This is a genomic window from Streptomyces sp. CC53, assembly GCF_001865245.1.
Classification (GTDB): Bacteria; Actinomycetota; Actinomycetes; order Streptomycetales; family Streptomycetaceae; genus Streptomyces.
In genome coordinates, this window is sequence record NZ_MKXB01000089.1 from 1 (window position 1) to 8,068 (window position 8,068).

The 8,068-nt window shown below is 73.8% G+C and carries 9 protein-coding genes; 7 read left to right on the forward strand and 2 right to left on the reverse strand.

What is annotated here, in order from left to right; genetic code table 11:
- From BJP40_RS08160 to BJP40_RS08170, 3 genes are all read left to right on the forward strand, one after another.
- On the forward strand, positions 1-908 hold a 908-nt coding region (locus tag BJP40_RS08160), incomplete at its 5' end, for an AIM24 family protein (protein WP_177204335.1).
- A gap of 13 nt (positions 909-921) precedes the next feature.
- Positions 922-1,602, forward strand: coding sequence for an AIM24 family protein (locus tag BJP40_RS08165; protein WP_071279796.1), 681 nt, complete (start codon positions 922-924; stop codon positions 1,600-1,602).
- Between the two features lie 23 nt (positions 1,603-1,625).
- Positions 1,626-2,381 carry an AIM24 family protein gene (locus BJP40_RS08170; protein ID WP_071279797.1) on the forward strand — a complete coding sequence of 252 codons (756 nt, stop codon included), beginning with the start codon at positions 1,626-1,628 and terminating at the stop codon, positions 2,379-2,381.
- 58 nt (positions 2,382-2,439) lie between these two features.
- On the opposite strand, the gene BJP40_RS08175 is transcribed toward BJP40_RS08170, so the two are convergent.
- Together BJP40_RS08175 and BJP40_RS08180 are read right to left on the reverse strand one after the other, a co-directional pair.
- A complete protein-coding gene (locus BJP40_RS08175; RefSeq protein ID WP_071270153.1) occupies positions 2,440-2,961 on the reverse strand; it encodes an NUDIX hydrolase in 522 nt (173 codons plus the stop codon).
- On the reverse strand, positions 2,958-4,388 hold the full coding sequence (locus BJP40_RS08180) for a zinc-dependent metalloprotease (RefSeq protein WP_071279798.1): 1,431 nt from the start codon (positions 4,386-4,388) through the stop codon (positions 2,958-2,960). Before BJP40_RS08180 ends, BJP40_RS08175 begins: the two co-directional genes overlap by 4 nt.
- Before the next feature lie 192 nt (positions 4,389-4,580).
- Here BJP40_RS08180 and BJP40_RS08185 point away from each other — a divergent pair, with 192 nt between their 5' ends.
- The 4 genes from BJP40_RS08185 to BJP40_RS08195 form a co-directional block, all read left to right on the forward strand.
- Complete coding sequence (locus tag BJP40_RS08185) at positions 4,581-5,690, forward strand: NAD-dependent epimerase/dehydratase family protein (RefSeq protein ID WP_071279799.1); 1,110 nt, start codon at positions 4,581-4,583, stop codon at positions 5,688-5,690.
- Between the two features lie 134 nt (positions 5,691-5,824).
- Positions 5,825-6,286, forward strand: a complete 462-nt coding sequence (locus BJP40_RS08190; RefSeq protein ID WP_071279800.1) for a molybdenum cofactor biosynthesis protein MoaE — start codon at positions 5,825-5,827, stop codon at positions 6,284-6,286.
- Between the two features lie 426 nt (positions 6,287-6,712).
- Entirely contained in the window at positions 6,713-6,883 is a 171-nt protein-coding gene (locus BJP40_RS34075; protein ID WP_175499980.1) for a hypothetical protein, read from the forward strand.
- A gap of 97 nt (positions 6,884-6,980) precedes the next feature.
- The coding region (locus tag BJP40_RS08195) for a PDZ domain-containing protein (RefSeq protein ID WP_071279802.1) at positions 6,981-8,068 on the forward strand (1,088 nt) is incomplete at its 3' end.

Below are 8,068 nucleotides of genomic sequence, written 5' to 3' on the forward strand. Positions count from 1 at the left end.
CGGCGCACCCGCCGGCGCCGTACGGGCCCCCGCAGCCCGCGCCGCACGGCCACCTGCCCGGCCAGACCCCGCCGCACGGCGCCCCGGCCCCGTACGGCCACACCCCGCCCCACGGCGCACCCGCCGCGTACGGCCAGCCGGCCGCCCACGGCCACACCCCGCCGCCCGGCCAGGCCGCTCCGTACGGTCAACCCCCGGTCGGCGCCCTGCCGCACCCGGTGCCCGGCGGCCCGGCCGCCGGGCAGGGACCCGGCCTCGCAGCCGCGCTGCAGAAGTACCGGGAGACACCCACCGGCCAGCGGTGGACGCCGCAGAACCCGCAGCTCATGCGCGTCGACCTCGCCGTGGGACAGACCCCCGTCCTGGCCCGCCAGGGCAGCATGGTCATGTACCAGGGCAAGGTCGAGTTCGGCTACAAGGGCGCCGGTTTCGCCGGGCGGATCGTCGGCAACGCCACCGGCCAGGAGATGCAGCTGATGCGCTGCACCGGCCGCGGCCAGGTCTTCCTCGCCGAGGAAGGCACCCACCTGCACCCCATCGAGCTGCAGGGCGACGGCATCTGCGTGTCCGCCGAGAACGTCCTCGCCTTCGACGAGTCGCTGCACCACGAGGTGCGCCGCATCGAGGGCCACGGCATCCCCGGCGGCGCCCTCTTCACGATGCTGTTCCAGGGCACCGGCACCGTCGTGGTGAAGACCCACGGCGTGCCCGTCGTCCTGCCGGTCACGCCGACCACCTTCGCCGACAGCAACGCCGTCGTGGCCTGGTCCGCGGCCTCCCAGGTGGTGCTGGCCAGCCAGGTCCGGCTGCGCAGGAACGCCTTCCCCGGCCACAGCGGGGAGACCGTGAACCTGCAGTTCCGCGGGGCGCCGGGGAACTTCATCGTCGTCCAGCCGTACGAGGTCTGAGGGGACCGGACACATGAACCAGAGCATCGCGGGCTACGCCCCGACCCCCGCCGCGGCCCGTATGGAGAACCACGGCAACGCCATGCTGAAGGTCGCCATGGCCACCGGCCAGGACCTCTTCGCCCGCACCGGCTCCGTCGTCGCCTACGAGGGCTTCGTCCAGTACGAGCCGAACCCGCCGGCCGTCCGGCAGATCGCCTCCTCCTGGGTCACGGGTGAGGGCGCGCCCCTGATGAAGTGCTCCGGCGACGGACTGCTCTACCTCGCCGACTACGGCGCCGACGTCGTCGTCGTGAACCTCGACAACGACGCCCTGTCCGTCAACGGCACCAACGTCCTCGCGTTCGACGCGCACCTCCAGTGGGGTGTCGAGCGCGTCAAGGGCATGGCGAAGTTCGCCGGGCAGGGCCTGTGGAACGTGCAGATCTCCGGCACCGGCTGGGTCGCGCTCACCTCGCGCGGCACGCCGATCGTCGTCGACTGCGGGAGCGGCGAGGACGAGACGTACGTGGACCCGGACGCACTCGTCGCCTGGTCGCCGTCGTTGAAGGTGAAGGGCAAGCGCAGTTTCAAGGCCGGCTCCCTGATCGGGAGGGGCAGCGGCGAGGCGTACCAGATGGCCTTCTCCGGCCAGGGCATCGTCGTCGTCCAGCCGAGCGAGGACAGTACGGACCGCATGCGGGTCCGACACTGAGACCAGGGGGAGCGAGAACACCCATGCAGAGCCCGCTTTTCGCGTATACGGAGCAGCAGAGCCAGGACCGGTACACCGTGCAGAACCCGCAGCTGCTCCGGGTCGCCCTCACGGGGCACGACGACGTGCTCGCCCGGAAGGGCGCCATGGTCGCCTACCAGGGGCTGGTCGACTTCGACGGCGAGTACCAGACCGGCACCCAGCGCACCGCGCGCGCCCGCACAGGGGAGGGCCTCGACCTGATGCGCTGCTCCGGGCAGGGCACGGTCTACTTCGCGAACCTCGCCCAGTACGTCCACGTCGTCGACGTGGACCAGGACGGGCTGACCGTCGACAGCGCGTACGTGCTGGCGCTCGACTCCGCCCTGCACACCGAGGTCATCGCCGTGGACAGCCAGTACGGCATCTCCGGCTCCGGCAAGTACCAGCTGAACATCTCCGGCCGGGGCAAGGTAGCCCTGATGACCTCCGGCCAGCCCCTGATGATGCAGGTCACGCCCGACAAGTACGTCAGCGCCGACGCGGACGCGATCGTCGCCTGGTCGTCCTCGCTGCGGGTCCAGATGCAGGCGCAGACGCACTCCGCCGGCGTCCTGCGCAGGCGCGGCAGCACCGGCGAGGGCTGGGAGCTCAGTTTCCTCGGCCAGGGCTTCGCCCTCGTCCAGCCCAGCGAGGTCCTGCCGCCGCAGCACGCGCAGATCGGGTCCGGGGTGGGTGCCCAGTTCGGCGTCGGCCAGCAGGGCGCGCACGGCCGCAACCAAGGCAACGCCTGGAGCTGACGGCACAGCGTGCACGAGGGGGCGGCCACCGCGGCGGGCCGCCCCCTCGTGCGTACCGCTACAGCCGGGCCAGGGTGCGCTCCATGAGCCGTACGACCGAGTCGTCCGCGACGCCCGCCACCTCGCCGTACGGGAACCAGCGCAGGTCCAGCGACTCGTCGCTGATCGCCTCCACGGCGCCCGCCGGGGCGAGCGCCGCGTACTGCACGTCCAGGTGCCACGCGCACGGCGTCGCGTGCCGGTCCAGCCGCACGGGCCCGCCCGGCAGCAGCGACAGCCCCGCGATGCCGGACTCCTCCGTCGCCTCCCGCAGGGCCGCCTGGGCGAGCCCGGCGTCGCCCGGCTCGCAGTGGCCGCCCATCTGCAGCCACATCCGCATCTTCCGGTGCAGGGTCAGCAGCACCCGGCCCCGCTCCGGGTCGACCACCAGCGCGCTGGCCGTCAGATGCCCCGCCGAGCAGGACTTCCACATCGCGTCCGGCCCGTGCGCCGCGAGGTGGTCCAGGTACGCCCGGCGCAGCTCGTCCTGACCGTCCTCGTACGCCTTCAGCACCAGGACGGCGTCATCGTGCAGGCTCACGCGGCGGGACCGTCCTTGCGGTCGCCGTCGCCACCGTCCTCGCCGTTGCCGTCCTCGTCGCGGCGTTCCCGGGAGGCGCCTCCGGCGGCCTCGCCGAGCATCTTGTCCAGCTCGGAGAAGTCCAGGTGCTCCCGGTGCACGAAACCGTCCGGGTCGTCCAGGTCCGAGGCCGTCGGGAGCATGTCGGGGTGCTCCCACAGCGCGTCGCGCCCCTCGACGCCCCGCGCGTCGCCGAGCAGCGCCCACAGCCGTGAGGCGTCCCGCAGCCGCCGCGGCCGCAGCTCCAAGCCGATCAACGTCGCGAAGGTCTGCTCCGCCGGCCCGCCCGAAGCGCGCCGCCGCCGCAGTGTCTCGCGCAGCGCGTCCGCCGAGGTCAGCCGGGACCCGGCGGCCGCGTGCACGACCGCGTCCACCCAGCCCTCCACCAGTGCCAGGGCCGTCTCCAGGCGGGCCAGCGCCGCCTTCTGTTCAGGCGTGTCCTCCGGCTGGAACATGCCCTGCTGGAGCGCCTCCTGCAGCTGCTCGGGGTTGCTCGGGTCGAGCTGGGAGACCGCGTCCTCCAGCCGGGACGTGTCGACCTTGATGCCCCGCGCGTACCCCTCGACCGCACCGAACAGGTGCGAGCGCAGCCACGGCACGTGGGCGAAGAGCCGCTGGTGGGCGGCTTCCCGCAGGGCCAGGTACAGCCGCACCTCGTCCTGCGGCACGCTCAGGTCCCGGCCGAACGCCGCCACGTTCAGCGGCAGCAGCGCCGCCTTCCCGGGCGGGCCCAGCGGCAGCCCCACGTCGGTGGAGCCGACGACCTCGCCGGCCAGGGCGCCCACGGCGTGCCCGATCTGCTGGCCGAACATGGCGCCGCCCATGGAGCGCATCATGCCGATCAGCGGACCCGCCACGGCCTGCATCTCCTGGGGCAGCACATCGCCCATGGCGGTGCCGACCCGCTCGGCCACCGGGTCGACCAGCTGCCGCCACGCCGGCAGCGTCGCCTCGACCCACTCCGCGCGGCTCCACGCCACGGCGGTGCCCGCGCCCGACGGCAGCGACGTCGCCCCGTCCAGCCACAGGTCCGCCAGGCGCACCGCCTCCTCCACGGCCGTCCGCTCGGCCGGGCCCACACTGGCGTCCTTGGTGCCGTCGGACGTGCCCTGCGCGACGGTCTGGCGGGCGATCTGCTGCGCCATGTCCCAGTTCACGGGACCGCCCTCGTAGCTCAGCATCTGGCCGAGCTGCTGGAAGGCGGCACCCAGATCCGCCGGGTTGAAGTTCCCGAACATCGCGGCGAACGGGTTGTCGCCGCCCTGACCGCCTCCGGGCAGCCCGCCGAACCCGAAGGGGTCCGCACCACCCTGGGGCTTCTTCTTGCCTTCGTCGCCGTCGTCCGGCTCCTCCGGCGGAAGGCCGAATCCGAATGGGGTGTCGCTCACGGGGTTCCTCGGCTGGTAGGGCCGCCGGCCTTGTGCCGACGGCGGTGGCCCGACATCACACCCAGCGTAGACATCCGGGCCGGTCTGGGGCTCGGTGCTCCACTGACGCAGCGCCTGCGGCAGGATGGACGCCACCTGGTACGCACGCGTTGTCGTCGCGTACGTACTGAAGACAACCGCTGGAGACGCCTGGTGAGTTCCCCAGATCCGCAGGTTCGCGCAGCGCGAAACCGCTCAACCCCGCCCACCGCACGAGGGCCCGTCGTGGCGGTCACGGGCGCCGCCTCCGGCGTCGGCGCCCTGCTGACCCGGCGCCTCGTCGCGTCCGAGGAGATCAAGCAGGTCATCGCGATCGACGAGCGCCGCGGCGAGGTCGACGAGGCGCAGTGGCACATCCTCGACGTCCGCGACCCGGCCATCGCCGACAAGCTGCGGGGCGCCGACGTCGTGGTCCACCTCGCGCTGGACCTCGACCTGGAGTCCGACGACGCCGCCCGCACCGCCTACAACGTGCGCGGCACGCAGACCGTCCTCACCGCAGCCGCGGCCGCGGGGGTGCGCCGGGCCGTGCTGTGCACGTCCGCCATGGTCTACGGCGCCCTGCCCGACAACGACGTCCCCCTGTCCGAGGACGCCGAGCTGCGCGCCACCGCCGAGGCCACCGGCGTCGGCGACCTGATGGAGATCGAACGGCTGGCCCGCCGCGCCCCCCGCGCCCACCCCGGGCTGCACATCACCGTGGTCCGCCCCGCCGTCCTCGTCGGCGGCACCGACACGGCCCTGACCCGCTACTTCGAGTCCCCGCGGCTCCTGGTGGTCGCCGGTTCCCGCCCCGCCTGGCAGTTCTGCCACGTCGAGGACCTGGCCGCCGCCCTGGAGTACGCGGCGCTGGAGAAGGTCGACGGGGAGTTCGCCGTCGGGTGCGACGGCTGGCTGGAGCAGGAGGAGGTCGAGGAGCTGAGCGGCATCCGGCGCATGGAGCTGCCCTCCGCCGTGGCGCTGGGCGCCGCGACCCGCCTGCACCGGATCGGCCTCACCCCGTCGCCGGCCGGCGACCTCGCGTACACCATGCACCCGTGGGTGGTGAGCGTCGGCCGCCTCCACGACGCCGGGTGGCGCCCCCAATGGACCAACGAGGAGGTGCTCGCCGCACTCCTCGACGAGGTCAAGGGCAGGCACACCGTCGCGGGCCGCCGCCTCGGCCGCAAGGACGCCACGGCCGCGGGCGCCGCGGGCGCCACGGTCGCCCTGCTCGGTACGGCCGCCCTCGTACGCCGCGCCCGCCGTCGCCGCGGCCTGTGAGCGGCGCCGCGCGCGCGGGGCGGGGCCACCGGCGGGCTGAGCGCGAAGGCGCTGTACGAGGCTCCAACGCGCGCGTACGTCCGCGGGGCGAACAGGCAATACCGCGCGGCGGGCCCGTACGGCACGATGGGGCCATGGCTTCCACGAACGACCACCCCGGCGAGCGCGCGGCCACCGACCCGATCCGGCTGCTGGCGATCCGCGACACCCCGCTCTCCCTCGACGAGGTCTTCCGCGCCGTCGGCGACGACGCCGCCGGCGGCACCGCGCTCTTCGTCGGCACCGTGCGCAACCACGACGGCGGCGCCGACGTGGACTCCCTGGGCTACTCCAGCCACCCCACCGCCGAGGCCGAGCTGCGCCGGGTCGCCGAGAAGGTCGCCGCCGACTTCCCGGTGCGGGCCCTGGCCGCCGTGCACCGCGTCGGCGATCTCGCCGTCGGCGACCTCGCCGTCGTCGTCGCGGTGTCCTGCCCGCACCGGGCCGAGGCGTTCCAGGCGTGCCGCAGGCTGATCGACGGCCTGAAGCACGAGGTCCCGATCTGGAAGCACCAGCGCTTCTCGGACGGCGCAGAGGAGTGGGTCGGCGCCTGCTGAGGCCGGCCCTGTGACGCCCCGCCGGGCCGAGCCCGGGACGGGCGCGACCGTCGGTGGCCCGGAAGGCCGCCGCGGCGGGGAACGGCGGGCCCGCCCCACCGCTCCGGGCCGCGGGCCCCCCGACCGGCACGTCCTGCGCCTCCCGGCAGCGCCGCCGACCGGCAGGGCCCGATCCTCGTGGCCGCGGGCCCGACGACCAGGCAGGAGCCCTCGCCTCCCGGCAGGAGCCGCCCCGGCGGGCCGCGCGCCCCCGGCGAGAGCCGGGCCCGCCGGCCCCGGTCGCCGACCCGGGCCGGGTGCGGTGGGCCCGTGTTCTGCCGCCGCGCCGATTTGCGAAACTTCGTCCCCGCCACGAGCGTTGAGGGTGCGGACGGTTAATCTTCTGATCGGCCAGTCGCTTTCGATCTTGGGGACGGGAGGTTCGCGATGGCAGCACTCGCCTGGTTGCTGATTCCGCTGTTCGCTGCCGTCGGTGCCGCGATATGGGGAGGCTGGGCCTCCCGGGACCGCACCACCGGGGACATCGCGGAACTGACGGGCTACGCCAGGTTCCGGGAGGCCATGGACAAGACCCACTCGGGCGGCGGCCCCGCCTGAGTCGCTCCGTCCGCCCCCGCCGGCGAGATCATCGTGTGATCACCTCGGACGGCCGCCCCGGCAGTGCACGGGAGGGCCCGTCCCGTACTGTCGTTCCATGCCACGCCGCACCGCGACGATGCTCGCTTCCGCTCTCGTCCTGATCGCGCTGATCTGCGCGGGGCTGTTCATCCCGGTTCCCTACGCGGAGATGAGCCCGGGGCCGACCGTCAACACGCTCGGCTCGTCCGGCGGCCAGCCCGTCATCAAGATCTCCGGCCGTGACACCTACCGGACCTCGGGACACCTCAACATGACGACGGTCCGGGTCACCGGCGCGGAGTACCGGATGGGCCTGGCCGAAGCCCTCACCGGGTGGCTCTCCGACGACAGCGTCGTCGTCCCGCACGACACCCTGTACCCGGAGGGCACGACGGAGGAGGAGTCCACCCAGGAGAACGCCGAGGAGTTCTCCCAGTCGCAGGAGAGCGCCCGCGTCGCCGCTCTGCGGCAGCTCGGCATCCCCGTGACGTCGCGCGTGGTCGTCGCCTCCGTGGTCAAGGACAGCCCCGCTCAGGGCAAGCTGCACGCCGGCGACGTGATCAGGGCGGTCGACGGCACCCCCGTCAAGGCGCCGCAGGACGTGGCGGCCGTCGTCACCAAGCGGCAGCCCGGGCAGCCGGTGGACTTCACGATCGTCCCCGCCGCGGAGGCCGCCGCCGCGGAGAAGGCCGGCCGGGAGCCGACCTCCACCCGGAAGGTCACCCTCACCACGAAGCGGGCCGACGACGGGGACCGCGCCATCGTCGGCATCCAGGCCGGCACCGACCACACGTTCCCGTTCGAGATCGACATCCGGCTGGAGGACGTCGGCGGGCCGAGCGCCGGCCTCATGTTCGCCCTTGGCATCGTCGACAAGCTCACCCCCGGGCAGATGACCGGCGGCGCGTTCGTCGCGGGCACCGGCACCATCGACGACTCGGGCAGGGTCGGACCGATCGGCGGCATCGAGATGAAGCTCGTCGGGGCGCGCGACGCCGGCGCCTCCTACTTCCTCACCCCGGCCGCGAACTGCGCCACCGCGGCGGCCAACACCCCCGACGGCCTGACCCTGATCAAGGTCGACACGATCAAGGACGCCGTGGCGTCCCTGGAGAAGGTCAGCGGCGGGGACACGTCCGCCCTGCCGAGCTGCTCGGCGGGCTG

Excerpts from the sequence above, each read along its gene's own strand:
- BJP40_RS08165 (WP_071279796.1), top strand. The coding sequence starts at position 922 with ATGAACCAGAGCATCGCGGGCTACGCCCCGACCCCCGCCGCGGCCCGT.
- BJP40_RS08170 (WP_071279797.1), top strand. The coding sequence starts at position 1,626 with ATGCAGAGCCCGCTTTTCGCGTATACGGAGCAGCAGAGCCAGGACCGG.
- BJP40_RS08190 (WP_071279800.1), top strand. The coding sequence starts at position 5,825 with ATGGCTTCCACGAACGACCACCCCGGCGAGCGCGCGGCCACCGACCCG.
- BJP40_RS34075 (WP_175499980.1), top strand. The coding sequence starts at position 6,713 with ATGGCAGCACTCGCCTGGTTGCTGATTCCGCTGTTCGCTGCCGTCGGT.